Here is a 15854-nt window from a genome sequence, read left to right on the forward strand (position 1 = left end):
GGGCCGCCGGTCCGCGTCTCCGGTCCCCCGGTTAGGCGACCTCGACGCTCTCGAGGACGCCGAGGGCGTCCGGCACCAGGACCGCGGCCGAGTAGTACGTGGTGACCAGGTAGGCCGAGATCGCCCGCTCGTCGATGCCCATGAAACGGACGGAGACTCCCGGCTGGTACTCGTCGGGCAGGCCCGTGCGGCGCAGCCCGACGACGCCCTGGTCGTCCTCCCCCGTGCGCATGACCATGATCGAGCTGAGCCCCTCACGGCTGACCGGGATCTTGTCGCACGGCAGGATCGGCACCCCGCGCCAGCCCATCACCCTGGAGCCCCCGAAGTCCACGGTGTCGGGATAGACGCCCCGGCAGTTGCACTGCCGGGCGAAGGCGGCGATGGCCGCCGGATGCGCCACGAAGAACTGCGACTTTCTCCGCCGGCAGAGCAACTCGTCGAGGTCGTCGGGGGTGGGCGGGCCGGTCCGGGTGTGGATCCGCTGCCCCAGATCCGCGTTGTGCAACAGACCGAACTCACGGTTGTTCACCAACTCGTGCTCCTGCCGCTCCCGCAACGCCTCAATCGTCAACCGCAACTGCTGCTCGGTCTGATTCATCGGCTCGTTGTACAGATCAGCCACCCGCGAATGCACCCGCAAAATCGTCTGAGCCACACTCAGCTCATACTCCCGAGGCGACACCTCGTAATCCACGAACGTCCCCGGCAACGTCACCTCCCCCACATGACCCGCCGCCAACTCGATCCCGGCCTCGCCGTGCTTGTTCTGGGGTGCATGAGCGCCGGCCGCGGCCCGCCGGAGATGGGCCTGAAGTGCCTCCGACCGTTCGCGCACCTCCTGGAACTCCCCCAGCGAGAGGATCAGGACGGTGCAGGGGGTGATGGCCGTCGCGGTGAATCCCCACCTCATGGCCGGCCCGGTCAGCGCCTGCTGCCCGAGGTGGTCGCCGTCGGCCAGGACCCGCAGGTCCCTGCTCCGCCCGTACTCCCCCGCCGCCGTCGCGTCGGCCCTGCCGTGCGCGAGGAGGACCACCCCGTCCACCGGGGTGTCCGCGGAGACGATCCGCTCGCCGGGCTGGAACTCGTGCTGGACGAACCGCTCCGCGAGATCGCCCAGGACGCCGTCGTCGGGGAACCCCCGCAGCGCGGGCAACTCCCCCAGCGACGCGGGGACGACGTCGATCCGCGACCCGGTGGAGAAGAACGCCACACGCCCGGATCCGGGCCGATGGGTCAGCCGGCGGTTGACCCGGTAGGCGCCGCCGCTCACCTCCACCCAGGGCAGCGCGCGCAGCAGATGCCGTGAGGTGATCTCCTGCATCTGCGGCGCCGACTTGGCCGTCGAGGCCAGATTGCGCGCGGCGGCGGTGCCGAGACTCAAGGCGGGGCTCGCCTCGGGACTCTCCGTGTCGGGCACGCTCATGTGCACACCACCGATCCGGCCACGGAACGCGCGGCGCCGATGAGGGAGGCCAGCCGCGCCGTCGCCGTCCCGAGCCCGCTCGGGACCCCGACCGGCCGCGGCGCCGCCGGTCCGTACGCCAACTCCGACTCGACGTATCGGCTGGTCTTCTGATGCCACAGGAGGATCGCGGCCATCCAGTCCTTCAACTCCTCCGCGTACGCCGTGATGACCTGTCTCGCCTCGCCGTCCAGGTCGTAGTCGTCGTACAGGACGGGCAACTCGGCCGTGACGAGGTGCTCGAACTGCCGTATCCGCGACGTCATCAGGTCGGCCACGATGTCGGCCGCCCGTCCCGCGTCGCAGCCGAAGAAGCTCTGCACGACCAGGACGCAGTTGTGCAGCTCACCTTCGAACTGGATCTCCTTCTGGTAGGAGAACAGGTCGTTCAGCAGGCAGGCGTAGTCGGCGGTCGCGTTCTCGAGCCCGAGGATCGTGCGGGTCTCGTAGATCTCCCGGGGGACGTGCCGGCCGTGCGCCAGGCGCGCCAGCGCCCTGGTGAGGTCCGACCCGAAGGTCCTGCGCCGCATCTCCACGTAGTCGATCGGATCGGGGATCCTGTTCTGGATGTGGTTGGCCAGTTCCCACAGCCAACTCCCGGTCATCCGCTCGATCGCGATGCGGAACATGCTCCGCGCCTCGGACGTCATGGGCGAGGCGGTGCGGCCCCACAGGTCCGCGAGGGCACGCTCCACGGGGTTCACCGGCTCGGGGGTGACGCCGAGGTCCAGCGGCATGAACAGCGACAGCCGTCCGTTGAACACCCGCGCGCCCGCCATGTCCCTGGACGATCCGAAGACCGCGGGGAAGTAGTCGTCGGAGTAGGTCCCCCAGGTGAGCCATTCGGCCGACAGGGTCAGCTCCTCACCGGGCGCGTCCGGATCTATCCCGGCGGCGCACAGGGCGAAGTCGAACCCCTCGTTCTTTCCGATGGTCCACAGTCCGGCGCCCGGGAGCTCAGGCACGGGATTGTAGAAACCCATCCGCCCCGCCCACTCCCAGCTCTCACGCCGCGCCGCGTTCAGGTGCGGGTTCAGCCTGACGCCGTACGGCATGACGATCTCGGGCAGCGGCAACGGACCCACGTCCTGGTAGGGGACGTGGGTGTGGTTCCGGGGACCGCCGGCTCCGGTCACGCCCGCCGCCAGGCTGATCCGGGCCGCCGAGGTCCCCAGCCCTGTGGGCCCGCCGAGCACGGGCCCCGAGGCGTCTTCCGCGGCGCCGTTCATGTAGCGGCTGGAGCGCAGGTGCCACTCGTGGCCGCCGGACTGCCAGTCCTGCAGTCCCTTGACATAGGCGAGCACGGCCATGCGCTCGGCGGGATCGAGCGCGTGCTCGTCGAAGAGCGGGGACAGCTCGGTGAGGGTCGTGTTCTCGAACTGGTGCAGTCGCGAGGTGAGCAGGTCGTTGACGGCGTCGGCGGCCTGCTGCGTGTCGAGCCCGAGGAACCGCTCGAACACCAGGACGCCGTTGCTCAGCTCACCCTCCTCCTCGACCTCCCGCTGGTAGGAGAACAGGTCGTTGCGCAGGTGCACCGCGTCGGAGAAGGCGTCTCTGAGCACGCACAGCGGCCGGGTCCGCGCGACGCGGGCCGGGATCTGGGCACCGACGGCGTGCTCGACGAGGTTCGCCGACCAGGGCGCCCCGCCGACCCGCCGCCGCATCTCGATGTACTCCATCGGGTTGGCGACCCGCCCCGCGTTGATGTTGGACAACTCCCACAGGGACTCGTCCAGCAGGTTCTTCGTGCTCTCGACGAACCGCAGCCGCCAGTCCGCGGACATGCCGGGGACCGTCCTGGTCCACAGATCGGCGAGGCCGCGCTCCACGGGGTTCACCGTCTCGGGCATGTCCGTCCCCGGGTCGGCGGGCATGAAGGCCGGGAGCCTGTCCAGGTACTCCTTCGCACCGTCGGTGTCCCCGCTGCGCTTGAACAGCTCCAGGAAGTGGTCGTCGAAGAAGAACACCCACACGTACCAGTCGGTGATGAGGTCGAGTTCGGAGGCCGGGGCGTCCGGATGGGTGTAGGCGCACATCAGCCCGTAGTCCATGGCGTCGAGCTGCTCCTCCGTCCAGACGCCGAGCTCGGCGTCGAGCATGCCCATGCCGTCGGCCCATCGCTTCGTGTGCGCGCGAGCCGTCTCCAGGTGAGGATTCAGCCTGGCCGGATACGGCACGTAGAAGTCGGGAAGCGTGAAGGGTTGCATCCGCTAGCCGATCTCGACGCTCTCGAGGATGCCGAGAGCGTCCGGCACCAGGACCGCGGCCGAGTAGTACGTGGTGACCAGGTAGGAGATGATCGCCTTGTCGCTGATGCCCATGAAGCGGACCGACAACCCGGGCTGGTACTCGTCGGGCAGGCCCGTGCGGTGCAGGCCGATGACGCCCTGCTCGGCCTCGCCCACGCGCATCGCCATGATCGAGCTCAGCCCGCGGTCGCTGACGGGGATCTTGTTGCACGGCAGGATCGGCACGCCCCGCCAGGCCGGGACCCTGTTCCCGTGCAGCTCGGTGCTCTGCGGGTACAGGCCCCTGCTGTTGCACTCCCGTGCGAAGGCGGCGATCGCCTTGGGGTGGGCGAGGATGAAGGCCGGTTCCTTCCAGACCTTGGCGAGCAGGCCGTCCATGTCGTCGGGGGTGGGCGGGCCGGTCCGGGTGTGGATCCGCTGCCCCAGATCCGCGTTGTGCAACAGACCGAACTCACGGTTGTTCACCAACTCGTGCTCCTGCCGCTCCCGCAACGCCTCAATCGTCAACCGCAACTGCTGCTCGGTCTGATTCATCGGCTCGTTGTACAGATCAGCCACCCGCGAATGCACCCGCAAAATCGTCTGAGCCACACTCAGCTCATACTCCCGAGGCGACACCTCGTAATCCACGAACGTCCCCGGCAACGTCACCTCCCCCACATGACCCGCCGCCAACTCGATCTCCGCCTCGCCGTGGGCGTTCGCGGCCCGGTGCGTGCCCGAACGGAGATCCGCGAGATGGGCGCGCAGCTCGGGCGACTGGGCGGCGACGTCCTGGAACGCCTCACGCGTCATGATCAGCACCGTGCACGGGGTGATGGCCTTCGCGGTGAAGTCCCAGACCTCCGCTTCCTCGGTCAGGAGTTGCTCGCCGAAGTGGTCGCCGTCCGCCAGGACCGCCAGGGTCGTCTCGTGCCCGTACGCACCCGCCCCCAGCTTGTTCACCTTCCCGTGCGCGATCAGGACGACCTGGTCCACCGGGCCGCCGGCGGAGACGATCACCTCGTCCGGCTCGATCTCCCGCTGGACGAACCGGCGGGCCAGCGCCGACAGCGCGTCGGTGTCGTCGAAACGCCGCAGGGCCGGCAACTCGCAGAGCTCGGCCGGGATGACCCTGACCTCCGCACCCGTGGAGACGAACGTGATCCGCCCGTCCCCCACGTCGTAGCTGAGCCGACGGTTCACCCGGTACGCCCCGCCGACCACCTGCACCCAGGGGAGTACGCGCAGCAGATGCCGTGAGGTGATCTCCTGCATCTGCGGCGCCGACTTGGTCGTCGTCGCCAGGTTCCGCGCGGCGGCCGTGCCCAGGCTCAGCTGCGACTGCTCGTTCGTGGGAGCTGTTTCGGTCATGACGAAATCACCTTTTCTGTCGTGGTTGGAACTACCGGGGGCCTGAGCGTGGCCCCGGCGTGAACTACCGGCTCCGGTCGCGGAGCCCAGGGGGAAGGGAGAACGTCAGGGTTTCCTCGGCGAGGGTGACCGGGGTGGTGTCGGCGTATCCGTGGCCGGCGAGCCAGTCGAGCAGCTCGCCGACGAGGTGCTCGGGGACCGAGGCGCCGGAGCTGACGCCGACGGTCTCCACACCGTCGAGCCAGCGCTCGTCGGCGTCGCCGACCCGGTCGACGAGGTGGGCGGCGCCGGCGCCCGCGCCGAGGGCGACGTCGACCAGCCGCTGGGAGTTGGAGGAGTTCGCCGAGCCGACCACGATGACGAGCTCGCATCGGGGAGCGATGGCGGCCACCGCCTCCTGCCGGTTCTGGCTCGCGTAACAGATGTCGTCGCTGGGCGGGTCTATCAGGCCGGGGAACCGTTCACGCAGGCGGGCGACCGCGCCCATCGTCTCGTCGACCGACAGGGTCGTCTGGGACAACCAGCTCACCGGCACGCCCTCGGGCAGGCGGACGTCGTCGGGCCGCGCGGGATCGACGACGTGGATGCGGCCGGGGGCCTCGCCGAGGGTCCCCTCCACCTCTTCGTGCTCCGCGTGGCCGATGAGCAGGATCCGATGGCCCGCCTCCGCGAACCGGACGGCCTCCTTGTGCACCTTGGTGACGAGCGGGCAGGTGGCGTCGACGGCCCGCAGCCCTCGCCGTTCGGCGTCCTGCCTGACGGCCGGGGAGACGCCGTGCGCGGAGAAGATGACCAGCCCGCCGTCGGGCACCTCGCCGAGTTCCTCGACGAACACGGCGCCCCGACGGGTCAGGTCGCCCACGACGAAGGTGTTGTGCACGATCTGCCGTCGCACGTAGACCGGCGGGCCGTACCGCCGTAAGGCCTCCTCCACGGTGACGATGGCTCGTTCGACGCCCGCGCAGTATCCACGCGGGGCGGCCAGCAGTACACGCCCCATGAACTGGTTTCCCCTTTATCCGGTTTATCGGGCTTACCTGGGCTAACCGGTCTTACGGATCTCCGCTTCTCAAGGTCATCGGGTGCGGTTGATCAGACCGTCCGCCAGGACCGCCAGCCCGCCTCTGGCCTCGGGGCCGATCGGCGCGGCGTGGAGGACGCCGAGGGCGTCGCGGGCACGTTCGCCGATCATCGCCTCGACCCGCGCCAGGGCTCCGGTGGTCACCACGATCTCCCGCAGTTCCGCAGCCCGTTGCTCGGTCAACTCGGTGTTGCCGTGCCAGGCCCGGAGGTGGTCCGCCTCGCCCGGCGACGCGTGCTGGAAGGCATGGGCGATGAGAATCGTGTGCTTGCCCTCTCTCAGGTCGTCGAGGACCGACTTGCCGGTCACCGCCGGGTCGCCGAACATGCCGAGCACGTCGTCGCGGAGCTGGAAGGCCTCGCCCAGCGGGAGGCCGATCTGGGAGTACGTCTCGAGAAGATCCGGCCGCGCGCCGGCCAGCGCCCCGCCGATCTGCAGCGGGCGCTCCACGGTGTACTTGGCCGTCTTGTAGCGGATCACCGTCAGCGCCTGCTCGACCGTGGACAGGTCGCGGACCTGGGCGAGGATGTCGAGGTACTGCCCCGTGATCACCTCCGTGCGCAGCCGGTCGAACAGCCCGCGGGCGGTCCGCAGGCGAGCCGGTTCGACATCGCCGGCGGACAGCAGTTCGTCGGACCACGCCAGCGTGAGGACGCCCATCAAGATGGCCGCCGCCCGCCCGAACGACGCGACCCCCGGCCCCTCGTGCATGCCCGCCAGGCTGCGGTGCATCGTGGGGCTGCCGCGGCGCAACTCGCTGCCGTCCATGATGTCGTCGTGGATGAGCAGGCCCGCGTGGCACAACTCCAGCGCGGAGGCCGCCGAGATGATCTCGTCGCACTCCTCCCCGCCGGCTCCCCGCCATCCCCAGTAGCACAGGAGAGGCCGGATCCTCTTGCCGCCGCCCAGGATGAAGTGACGCAGGAGCCGATAGGCCCGGGCCACCTCCGGATCGGCGACCGGGGCGGCATGCTCGTCGAGGAAGCCCTCCAGGTGGTGGTCGACCAGCGCCCTCACCCGCTCGGCGGTCTGCACGATCGACGCCTGCTCGGTACCCACCGTCATGGCACGTCCCCCTCGAAGAAGATCCGATGCACACAGCAAGCTATTGACTGGCTACGGAAAGTTGAAGGTTCCATTCCGAAGAACGGAACGTGTCATGGCGTCCCGCCACTACCGAGAGTGGTGTTACGTTGCCGGGGGTAGTCATGCTTTGCTTTGCTGATCCATGGGACTGATCCGCACCGGGAGCATGACTTCTCATCACCGGATGGGTGCCGAGCGAAGACCGCGGAGCATAGTCGACGAGGAATCACCACTGTCACGACATCTGACGCCTGACCAGCCGAGCAGTCTGGAGAAGGCCATAACGATCATCACTTCACTGAGCACGGCCCTCCAGCCGATGAGCCTGGCGGAGTTGTCGAGGAGGACCGGGTTGCCGAAGACGACCGCTCATCGCCTGCTCGGCGTGCTGTGCAGGAAGGGGTTCGCCAGGCGGATCGGCATCGACTACGCCATCGGTGACCAGCTGATCAGCCTGGCCGGTCCCGGGCCGAGGACCATTCCCGGCACCCGGCGCATCGTCTTGCCGTACATGATCCGCTTATACGAGCTGACACGTCAGACGGTCAACTTAGCCGTCTCCCGAGGACTGGAGGTGACCTACATCGAGCGCGTCTACGGCCACACCCGCGTGAACTCGCCCTCGGACGACGTCGACCGCGCGCCTCTCCACTGCACCGCCACGGGCAAGGTGCTCCTCGCGTTCAACAACGAGCTCAACGCGAGCTTCCGCGAGACCGGCGCCATGCAGAAGATGACCCGCAGGACGCTCGCCGGGCCGGCCGCCCTCGACCGTGAGCTCCAGATGGTCCGGCGCAACGGCCTCGCCTATTCGCGGGAGGAGTTCGCCGAAGGAGTGGCCTGCGCCGCCGCCCCCGTTTTCGGGCCCGACGGCAGGATCTGCATGGCGGTGGGCGTGGCCGGCCCCTCGGCGAACTCGGTCACGCCGGAGGTCGCGGGGATGGTCAGGAAAACGGCGCACGCCATATCCGCGACCATCGCCAAATCGATCGCCGGAATGGCGGGCAGGCAGAAGGCGGACGGTCCGGGCGTCTCCCTGCTTTGAGGGTCCTGCCGAGATCACCGTCTCCCGCCGGCGGCAGAGGGCAATTTTCCGGGCTCGTTGCGCAACTTCCGGAAAGAAGCGGACCGGCACGACCGGACATCCTGCTGTTGTGCCTTCTCGCACCGCATACCGCGGCACCGCTCCGCTGCCCGCGCACCCAGCGCTGAGTGCGCCGGAGACGGGTTCCGCCCGCGCGGCCGGGGCGGACCGCGCCCAGCCGGTGCTCGGCCTGGCGGGGCTGACGTTCGTGATCCCGCTCGCCTTCCTTGTCGCCTTCGGCGCGGGCGGAGCGGAGGCGTCGCTGCGTGTGCTCGGGCCGCTGACCACGTTCGCGCTGCCGGCCGTCGCCATGATCGCGTTCTGGTGGGAGGACTGGCCGGGCAGCGCGCTGCGCGCCGGCTGGTCGGGGCTCACCGACACGCTCATCGTGGCGGCGGCCGGGGTGGCGCTCGCCGTCACCGGCCAGGCCGTCGTGAGCCGGATCGATCTGCGGGCTCTCGTCGACGCCCAGCCGGGCACCGGGCACGTCCCGACGTTCCCGAGCACGATGCCGCTGGCCGTCGGCGCGTTCACGGCGATCCTGCAGCTGACCCTGGTGTCCGAGGGCTGGCCGCTTCGCGGTCTCGGCCGTTTCCGGTCCGGGCTGGCGGCTGTGGCGCTCTCCTACGCGGCCGGCGCGGCCGGATACCTGCTCCTCGTCGACGTGGACGACGCCACGGCGGCGGGGACGCACCTTCACGACCCCGGCGGGCCGTTCCCCGCAGGGGTCTACGGCGCCTGGCTGGCGGCGCTCGGCGTCTGGCAGATGGTGTTCTTCGTCGCCCTGCGCGGCCGGCCGTTCTCCGGCATCCGGCGGCGCGGGCATCGGCTGGCCGCCGGCAACATGGCGGTGATCGTCCTCGGCTGGGCGACCTACGCGGTCCTGCGTCACGCGCTCGGCTGGGAGACCGACCGGATAACAGCGGTCTGCGGTACGGTGATCACCGCTGTCCTGATTGTGGGGATGCTCTTCGAGGCGTGGCCGGCGACCCGGCTGCGGCCCGTGCCCGGCCGCACCTGCGCCCTGGTTCTCATGGGGGCCGTCGCGGCTCTGCTGTACTGGACGCTGTCCGCCTACGCGCGGAGCGTCGTCTGGCTGCACGCGACGCCCGACGAATGGGTGACGTTCACGGCGCTGAACGCCATCGGCTCGGGAGTCATCCTCCATGTGGCGATCTGGCGGCGCTGGCCGGTGATCGCCGGAGAGGCGGGGCGCCCGGACGGGGCCAGGCCGGCCGCCGACAGGCAATCCGACAGAGACGGGGAACCGACATGACGTACGAGATCGACCCGGCGGTCCAGGCATTGCTGGACGCCGCGAACGCGGGTGACCTCGCCGCGTTCCTCGCGGGGTTCACCGACGACGGCGTCGTCGACGACTGGGGCCGCGAGTTCCGCGGCGCGAGCCGGATCACGGCGTGGAGCGACGCCGAGTTCATCGGCAAGCGGGTCACCCTGGCCGTGGAGGGGGTCAAGCGGTTCGGCGACGACACCGTGGTCGCCGCACAGGTCGGCGGCGACGGCTTCAACGGCCCGAGTCACTTCACCTTCCGCGTCGCGGGCGACCGCGTGTCCCGCATGACGATCCGGGCGTAGCGGAACCCGGCGTGCGCCTCCCGCGATTCCTCCTGGCCGGAGTCCTGCTGCTCGCCGCGGTCTTCCTGCTGACCTCACTGTTCGCCCAGCCCCCCTTTCACGGGGTGGGCGTGACGGCCGCCGCGGTCTTCCTTCCTGTCTGGTGCGTCATCTCGGTGGTCAACGCCCGGCTCGGAGTCGTGTCGGCGGGCTACCGCCCGGCGGAGGAGGCACTGGTCCTGCTGCCCGTGTTCGGCGTCCCCGCCGTCCTCGCCGGTCTCGGCTGGCTCGCGTCCTCCACACTCTGGGACGGCGGGCCGGTCATCCAGACCGGACGGGCCCCGGCCCTGTTCGCCGCGGGACTGGCACTGTGGGGCGCCATTCTTCTCATCGCCGGGCTCCTGACGCGCAAGCCGTCCCCGGCGCGGAGCGCGGCGACCGCGGCGGCCGTCCTCGTCCCGCTATGGGTGCTGCTGTGCCTCGTCAACCTGACGATCGGGGTGCTGGCCGCGGGTTACACGGTGGCCGAGGAGATCCCCGTCTTCCTCCTCAACGTGGCCGTGCCGGCGGCCGTGGCCGTGGCGGCCTGGGGACTCGCCAGGCGCACCGCCTCCTGACCCGCATCAGGGTCGTGCACGCACGGCCGCATGGCCGTACGGCGGCGCACGGCGGACGGCACATCCGCCGTCCCGGTCTGGCATGGCGTCGTGATCCTTGAGCGGAGGAACGACGCGCGACGCCCGAATGGCTCACGACCGCCAGGGACGTCATGGACGAACTGTGGGTCTGCGAACGCCTGATCCACGTCCTGTTCGGCACCGTCATGCACGAGCGCGCCCGCGCCTACGTCGTCGCGATCGACGACGTCCTGTGGGGGGAGTCCGCCGGCGTCTCCATGGGGGATCACCTGAGGGGCCCCAAGATCGCCTTCCTCGACGCCGCCCGAGCCGAGCTCGCCTGAGTTCCCGCGGAAGCGCTCGAAACGATCAGCCAGTGGAGAGCGCACCTCCGCACGCGTAGCGTTTCCCCCATGACGCCCACCCAGCTCCGCGCATTCGCCGCCGTGGTCAGACTCGGATCGGTCAAGCACGCGGCGGCGGAGCTCGAGGTGTCGGAGGCCGCCGTCTCCCTGCACGTCAGCCAGTTACGCAAGGAGCTGGGCGACCAGCTCTTCACGCGGACGGCGTCCGGGCTGGCCTTCACCCCCGGCGGCCTGCGGCTCGCGAGCCGCGCCGCCGAGATGCTCAGCCTCCAGGAACGCACGATCATCGAGGTCGGCCAGGCGGCACGCGGCCGGCGACTGCTGCGCATCGGCGCGTCGAGCCTGTTCGCCGAGCACGCGGCGCCCGGGCTGATCGGGCTGTTCGCCGGCCGGGCGGCCGACCTCGACGTCGAGCTGAGCGTGCACGATCCGCGGACCTTCGGCACCCTGCTGAGCTCGCGGGCCGTGGACGTGGCCATCGGCCCTCACATCGGGAACGTCGACGACTCGCTGGTCCGGCGGCCGTTCCTCAACTACCAGGTGATCGTCGTGTCCAGCCCCGACCATCCCCTCGCCAAGGCCGACGTCACCGCCCGCCAGTTGCGCGACCAGACGTGGCTGCTCGGCCCGTCGGCCGCGGTGGACATCGGCGTCATCCCCGCCGTCCTGCGCCGGATCAACGTCCCCGAGTCCCGGCAGCAGATCTTCCAGAGCCACGCGGCGGCCCTGGAGGAGGTCATGCGCGGCAACGGCGTCGCGCCGACGGTCTCCTTCGCGGTGTCCCGCGATCTGGCGAACGGCCGCCTCGTCCGGCTCGCCGGACCGTCACTCCGCTTCGACGGCTCCTGGGCCACGCTGACGCTCGACGAGCGCGGCACTCCCACGACGGCCGACGAGCTGGTCCGGTTCGTCACCACCCCGCGTGCCACCCAGGCGATGTTGCGCGGCCCCGGGGTCAACATCAGCCGGTTCCGCCCGTCGATCCACGTCACCCTCTGGAGCTGAGTCCGGCGAGCCGCGAAGCTCGGACGGGGCACCGGGGTCAGCGGATGCGGGAGACCTCGTCGATCACCTGCCGCAACGACCGGAAGGTGTCGGCGGGCAACAGCCGGTCGCAGTACGGCAGGGCGGCGGCCATGCCCGCGACGCTCGGTTCGAAGCCCGGAGCGGACGCCCGGGGGTTCATCCAGATCACGCGGTGGGCACGCCGGCGAAGCCGCGCCATCCCGGCCGCCAGGGACTCCGGCTCATCGCTGTCCCATCCATCCGACCCGATGATCACGATGGCGCCTCGCAGCTTGCCCCCGTGGTGGGAGGCCAGCAGCGCGTGGACGTTCGCGGCGATCCGCGTCCCGCCGAAGCGGTCGGCGACCTTCTCCGTGGCCTGCTCGACGGCGACGGCCGCCGACCTGTGCGTCAACACCGGGGTCAGGCGCGTCAGCGACGTCGCGAACGCGAACACCTCCGCACCCGCGACCAGGGCGAGGGCACGCATCATGTGGAGATAGCCCGCCGCCTGCGCCTGCATCGACTGGCTGACGTCGCACAACATGACCACACGCCGCGGTTTGTCGACGGGCCGCTCCCGCACCAGGTGGAACGGCTCCCATCCGGTGCGGCGGGACCGCTCGGCCGTGGCGCGCACCGAGATGCGGCGCCCCCGGGGACCCGCCGCCAGCCGCCGGGTGCGCCGGGTGGGCCAGGCCGCGACGGCCGCCCTCAGCCACTCGCCGAGCACCTCCATCGCCCGGTCGTCGAGTTGCTCGAACGGCACGTCGGCGAGCCCCGCGACATCGCTGGGGAGCCGCTCGGGGACGGCCTGCGCGGCGCCGGACGTCTCGGCCTCGGCGACCACCGGAGGCAACGTCACCCACGGCAGGCCGCCCCCGCCCTCGGTCTCGGCGGACGGCGCCGGGAGAGGGGCGAAGGCGTCGTCACCGTGGGGTTCGGGGGCTCTGCGCCGCCGCGCGTTCGGATCGAGCGCCGTGACCACCCCGCCGAACACGGCCGCGAACACGGCGTCGAACGCCTCCACCTCCGTGTGCCGCCGGACGAACGTGATGCGCGCCGTCCAGTACAGGCGCGACACGGAGTCCAGCGGGGAGACCGCCAGCGCGCGGACGAAGTCCTCCGTCGCCGTGAAACCGACCGGCACACCCCGCTGCCGGAGCCGGGCCGCCAGCGCGACGGCGAGCGCCGCGCGATCGACGCCGGGCAACAGCACGGCCGGGCGGTCAGCGGGCATGACGCGCGGGTGCGCGGACCGCCCGCACCGGCATGCCGTACGGCTCAGCCCCTGGCCGGCTCACGAGACGAGGAGATAGACGGCGACGCCCACGACGACGATGAGCACCACGAGCACGGGAATCGCCCGTTTGTAGACCGAGCCGCCCGCCATGCTCATCACGTCGAGCGGCTCAGGCTCCGGCGCGACGACCCGCCTGGCGGTGGGCTCGGGCTTCGCAGCGGATTCCTCCGTCATGGGGGCCGGAGCGGCGGCCGCGCCCGTTCCTCCCGGCGCCCCGGGCGCGGCGGCGATCGGCGTGGCCGTACCGTCGCCGGTCTCCCCGGCCCCGTGCTGCCCGGCTTCCACGGAGACGGCCTCCGCTTCCCCTGACGAGAGGCTCGCCGCGCCGGCCATGTCGGTGGCCAGCTTCTCCTCCAGGCGCTCGACGAACTGGCCGAGCAGCTTCTGCGAGACCTCCTTGATCATCCCGCTGCCGAACTGGGCGATCCTGCCGGAGATCTTCAGGTCCGTGTCGACGGTGACGACCGTCCGATCGCCCTCGGGCGTGAGGTGGGCGGTGATGACCGCGGCCGCCGTTCCCGCCCCCCGCGAGTCGCGCCCCTTGGCGTCGATCACCGCGTGATGGTTCACGTCGTCCTTCTCCGCGAAGCGGACGGTCCCGGCGTACTCGGACACGACCGGGCCGACCTTCACCTTCACCTTGCCGGAGTAGACCCCGCCCTCCACGCCGGTCAGCTGGGCTCCGGGCATGCAGGGCGCGACGGCCTCCAGGTCGGTGAGCACCGCCCAGGCCCGCTCGGCCGGAACGCTGACGGTGAAGTCATGGGTGATCTTCATGGGCTCTTCTCCCTGTGCCTTCTCCCGACGTGCCTTCTCCGGATGTGCCGCCGCTCAGGCGGTCGCTCCACGGGCGCCTCCCACCAACTGGTCGAGTGCGCCGGTGATCGTCTCCCGGTCGTCCGGTGTCTTGGCGATGGTGCTGAGCGTCCGGACGACGTCCGCCCTGACCAGGTCGGCGGCCCCAAGCGCGGACAGTGCCGAGACCCAGTCGATGGCCTCCGCCATGCCCGGCGCCTTGTCGAGGTCGAAGCCGCGTACCCGGCCGACGAACTCGGCGGCCGACCGGATCAGCGGCTCGTTCGCCGCGGGGACGGAACGCCGGAGGATCTCCACCGTCCGCTCGGCGGACGGGAAGTCGATCCAGTGGTAGAGGCAGCGCCGCCGGAGCGCGTCGTGCAGGTCCCTGCTGCGGTTGGAGGTCAGGACGACGATCGGCGGGCGTTTCGCGGTGAACGTGCCCAGCTCTGGGATCGTGATCGCGGACTCGCCGAGGAACTCGAACAGCAGGGCCTCGAACTCGTCATCCGCCCGATCGATCTCGTCGATGAGCAACACCGGCGGGACGGGCCCGTCGTGCCGGATCGCCCGCAGGATCGGCCGCTCCTGGAGGAACTCCGCGGTGAACAGGTCGGCATCCCGCAGCCTGTCCTGCCGCGACTCCGCCAGCCGGATGGCGAGGAGCTGGCGCTGGTGGTTCCACTCGTACAGCGCCTCGCTCACCGTCAGCCCCTCATAACACTGCAGCCGGATCAGCGGCGTCCTCAGCGCACGGGCCAGGGCCTTGGCCGCGGTCGTCTTCCCGACGCCCGGTTCGCCCTCGAGCAGGAGCGGACGGCCGAGCGTGAGCGCGAGGAACAGGGCCGACGCCGTGCCCTCGTCGACCAGGTAGTCGACCTCGTCCAGCCGCCGCCTGATGTCAGCGGTGTCGGTCACGACGCGATCCCCCACGCCCCTACCGCCCGCCGCCGGCCGCGTACCGGTCGCGGCAACCGGTGCCGCAGAACCACACGTGCTCGCCGCCCGCGACCAGATGCGGCGTGTCCGGGGACACGGTCACGGTCATGCCGCAGACCGGGTCGACCACCTGCGTGCCGAAGGCGACCCCGGGAGCCTTCTCGGGATCGGCTGCGGGATCGGCTGCGGGATCGGCTGCGGCCCCCACGGGAGCCGGGGCGAGCCCCTGGGTGCGGACTGCGGCGACGATCTCCGCCAGGACCGACAGCGCGATCTCCTGCGACGTGCGGGCGCCGATCCTGAGCCCGACGGGCGTGTGGACCCGCCGGAGCTCGGCCTCACTCAGCCCCATCTCGGCGAGCACGGCCGTACCGCGTCTGCTGCTTGCCACGAGCCCGACGAAGCCGACTCCGGCGTCGAGCGCGGCGCGGATGGACGGGATCTCGTCGCGCCCGTGGCTCGACACCACGACCGCGGTCGCGCCCGCGGGCCCCCGTTCGTCGCGCGTCCGCCGTACCGAGAAGTCCAGTGAGCGCGCGAGCCCGGCCAGCGCCTCGGCGATGGGCGAGTCGCCGACGATCCACAGCACCGGTGGCGGCAACAGCGGCTGCAGGAAGATCTCCAGAGCGCCTCCGGAGAGGCAGGGGTTCACCACGACCCGGGCCCCCGGGGACTCGGGAAAGTCCAGCTCACCCTCGGGAAGCACCCTGAGCAGCACGGACCGGCCGTCCTGGAGTGCGCCGAGAGCCGCCGTGCGTACGGAACTCTCGGCGCACTGGCCGCCGACGAAACCCTCGATGGACCCGTCGGGCAGGACGATCGCGTCGTCGCCGGCGCTCACGGCGGTCGGGAACTGGGCGCGGACCACGACCGCGTGGACGAAGGGAACCCGGTCGTCGGCCAGTTCCTTCATCCGTGCCGAGATGGTGGGGGCCAT

The 15854-nt window shown here is 70.8% G+C and carries 15 protein-coding genes; 6 read left to right on the top strand and 9 right to left on the bottom strand.

Features of this window, described 5'->3' with window-relative positions; all coding sequences use genetic code 11:
- Nucleotides 1-31 precede the first annotated feature (31 nt).
- The 5 genes from Pmi06nite_RS02250 to Pmi06nite_RS02270 all read right to left on the bottom strand — a co-directional run bounded on the left by Pmi06nite_RS02250 (nt 32) and on the right by Pmi06nite_RS02270 (nt 7213).
- The gene (locus Pmi06nite_RS02250; protein WP_203951109.1) at nt 32-1426 is read right to left on the bottom strand and encodes a family 2B encapsulin nanocompartment shell protein; all 1395 of its coding nucleotides are present in this window, start codon (nt 1424-1426) and stop codon (nt 32-34) included.
- Nucleotides 1423-3672 (bottom strand): family 2 encapsulin nanocompartment cargo protein terpene cyclase, encoded by a 2250-nt coding sequence (locus Pmi06nite_RS02255; RefSeq protein WP_203951110.1) that lies wholly within the window; start codon nt 3670-3672, stop codon nt 1423-1425. Before Pmi06nite_RS02255 ends, Pmi06nite_RS02250 begins: the two co-directional genes overlap by 4 nt.
- A gap of 3 nt (nt 3673-3675) precedes the next feature.
- Nucleotides 3676-5067, bottom strand: a complete 1392-nt coding sequence (locus tag Pmi06nite_RS02260; RefSeq protein ID WP_203951111.1) for a family 2B encapsulin nanocompartment shell protein — start codon at nt 5065-5067, stop codon at nt 3676-3678.
- A 64-nt stretch (nt 5068-5131) separates the two neighbouring features.
- Nucleotides 5132-6067 (bottom strand): 4-hydroxy-3-methylbut-2-enyl diphosphate reductase, encoded by a 936-nt coding sequence (locus tag Pmi06nite_RS02265; protein ID WP_203951112.1) that lies wholly within the window; start codon nt 6065-6067, stop codon nt 5132-5134.
- Between the two features lie 75 nt (nt 6068-6142).
- Nucleotides 6143-7213 (bottom strand): polyprenyl synthetase family protein, encoded by a 1071-nt coding sequence (locus Pmi06nite_RS02270; protein WP_203951113.1) that lies wholly within the window; start codon nt 7211-7213, stop codon nt 6143-6145.
- A gap of 205 nt (nt 7214-7418) precedes the next feature.
- Between Pmi06nite_RS02270 and Pmi06nite_RS02275 the strand changes: the two genes are divergently transcribed.
- From Pmi06nite_RS02275 to Pmi06nite_RS02300, 6 genes are all read left to right on the top strand, one after another.
- The gene (locus tag Pmi06nite_RS02275; protein WP_203951114.1) at nt 7419-8279 is read left to right on the top strand and encodes an IclR family transcriptional regulator; all 861 of its coding nucleotides are present in this window, start codon (nt 7419-7421) and stop codon (nt 8277-8279) included.
- A 109-nt stretch (nt 8280-8388) separates the two neighbouring features.
- Nucleotides 8389-9594, top strand: coding sequence for a hypothetical protein (locus Pmi06nite_RS02280; RefSeq protein WP_203951115.1), 1206 nt, complete (start codon nt 8389-8391; stop codon nt 9592-9594).
- Nucleotides 9591-9914, top strand: coding sequence for a nuclear transport factor 2 family protein (locus tag Pmi06nite_RS02285; protein ID WP_203951116.1), 324 nt, complete (start codon nt 9591-9593; stop codon nt 9912-9914). The genes Pmi06nite_RS02280 and Pmi06nite_RS02285 overlap by 4 nt, the downstream gene beginning before the upstream one ends.
- An 11-nt stretch (nt 9915-9925) precedes the next feature.
- Entirely contained in the window at nt 9926-10510 is a 585-nt protein-coding gene (locus Pmi06nite_RS02290) for a hypothetical protein (RefSeq protein ID WP_203951117.1), read from the top strand.
- A 152-nt stretch (nt 10511-10662) separates the two neighbouring features.
- Entirely contained in the window at nt 10663-10854 is a 192-nt protein-coding gene (locus Pmi06nite_RS02295) for a hypothetical protein (RefSeq protein ID WP_203951118.1), read from the top strand.
- Between the two features lie 69 nt (nt 10855-10923).
- Nucleotides 10924-11880 (top strand): LysR family transcriptional regulator, encoded by a 957-nt coding sequence (locus tag Pmi06nite_RS02300; protein WP_203951119.1) that lies wholly within the window; start codon nt 10924-10926, stop codon nt 11878-11880.
- Nucleotides 11881-11917: 37 nt separating this feature from the next.
- Here Pmi06nite_RS02300 and Pmi06nite_RS02305 read toward each other — a convergent pair whose 3' ends face one another.
- The 4 genes from Pmi06nite_RS02305 to Pmi06nite_RS02320 are packed head-to-tail and all read right to left on the bottom strand — an operon-like array spanning nt 11918 to nt 15854.
- On the bottom strand, nt 11918-13120 hold the full coding sequence (locus tag Pmi06nite_RS02305; protein ID WP_203951120.1) for a vWA domain-containing protein: 1203 nt from the start codon (nt 13118-13120) through the stop codon (nt 11918-11920).
- Nucleotides 13121-13180: 60 nt separating this feature from the next.
- A complete protein-coding gene (locus Pmi06nite_RS02310) occupies nt 13181-13960 on the bottom strand; it encodes an SRPBCC family protein (protein WP_203951121.1) in 780 nt (259 codons plus the stop codon).
- 54 nt (nt 13961-14014) lie between these two features.
- Nucleotides 14015-14896 carry an AAA family ATPase gene (locus Pmi06nite_RS02315; RefSeq protein WP_203951122.1) on the bottom strand — a complete coding sequence of 294 codons (882 nt, stop codon included), beginning with the start codon at nt 14894-14896 and terminating at the stop codon, nt 14015-14017.
- Nucleotides 14897-14915: 19 nt separating this feature from the next.
- Nucleotides 14916-15854, bottom strand: coding sequence for an XdhC family protein (locus Pmi06nite_RS02320; protein WP_203951123.1), 939 nt, complete (start codon nt 15852-15854; stop codon nt 14916-14918).

Origin of the sequence: Planotetraspora mira (genome assembly GCF_016863275.1) — a bacterium.
Lineage (GTDB): Bacteria > Actinomycetota > Actinomycetes > Streptosporangiales > Streptosporangiaceae > Planotetraspora > Planotetraspora mira.